At 59.7% G+C, this 1306-nt stretch carries 1 protein-coding gene and 1 pseudogene; both read left to right on the top strand.

Annotated elements, in window-relative coordinates; translation table 11 throughout:
- Positions 1-225 (top strand): annotated as a pseudogene (locus KVT38_RS33370) (ABC transporter ATP-binding protein); the annotation flags it as partial.
- Between the two features lie 12 nt (positions 226-237).
- Positions 238-1306: sugar ABC transporter permease (locus KVT38_RS33375; protein ID WP_217598043.1), on the top strand; the 1069-nt coding region annotated here is incomplete at its 3' end.

Below are 1306 nucleotides of genomic sequence, written 5' to 3' on the forward strand. Positions count from 1 at the left end.
GACGAGCCGACCCGCGGCATCGACGTCGGCGCGAAGTTCGAAATTTACACGATCATGAACAAGCTGATCGCCGAGGGCATGAGCATCATCATGATCTCCTCGGAGCTCGGCGAGGTGCTCGGCATGAGCGACCGCGTCTACGTCATGGCCGAAGGCAAGATCAAAGGCGAACTGCCGATCGAACAGGCCAGCCAGGAAAAAATCATGGAGCTTGCCACGCAATAGGAGGTATCATCGATGAATTTCTTTAACGAAACCAGGTCGCTCATCAAAGTCAACATCCGCGAATACGGCATGTACATCGCCTTGTTCGTAATCATGCTTACGTTCTCGATCATGACGGACGGCCTGTTCATGTCCTCGCGCAACATCAGCAACCTGCTCGACATGACCGGTTACACCGCCGTGCTGGCCGTCGGCATGACGCTCGTCATCGTCATCCGGCACATCGACCTGTCGGTCGGCTTCGCCGCCGGCTTCATGGGCGCCATCGCCGCTATTATGCTGTCGGACTGGGGCGTGCCCGTTTACATCACGATTCCCGTCATCCTCGTGCTCGGCGTCGTGATCGGCATGTTCAACGGCGTGCTGGTCGCGTCGGTCGGCATCCCGGCGTTCGTATCCTCGCTCGCGGCCATGCTCATCTTCCGCGGCGCGCTGCTCATGGTCACTGAGAAGAGCGGTACGATTATCGTCAAAAACGAGCATTTTAACGCGTTGGGGAATGGATTTATCCCATCCCTGGGCGAAGTCGGCGGCCTCAGCGTACTCTCGCTGATCCTCGGCGTCGTCGTCATCGCGCTGTACGTTTACTTTGAATTCGCGAACCGCCGCAATAAGCTGAAGTACGAATTCGAGGTCGTCTCGGGCGGCATCTTCGCCGTCAAGCTCGTATTCGTATCGGCCATCATCGCTTACATCACTTGGATCATCGCCGGCTACAACGGCTTCTCCTGGACCGTCGTCATCATGCTGGCCGTCGTCGTGATCTATCACTTCCTGACGACCAAGACGGTGCTCGGCCGCCACATCTACGCGGTCGGCAGCAACCCGGAAGCCGCGCACCTGAGCGGCATCAGCGTCAAGAAGATCACGTACATCGTCTTCGGCTCGATGGGCATGCTGTCCGCGCTGTCCGGCATCCTGTACACCGCGCGCCTACAGTCGGCGACGACGACGGCGGGCACGCTGTTCGAGCTCGACGCAATCGCGGCCGCCTATGTCGGCGGCGTATCCGCGGCCGGCGGCGTCGGCAAAGTCACCGGCTCCATCATCGGCGCCATCGTCATGGCCTCGCTCACGAGCG

The organism is Cohnella sp. GbtcB17, from assembly GCF_019091135.1.
Taxonomy (GTDB): Bacteria; Bacillota; Bacilli; order Paenibacillales; family Paenibacillaceae; genus Cohnella.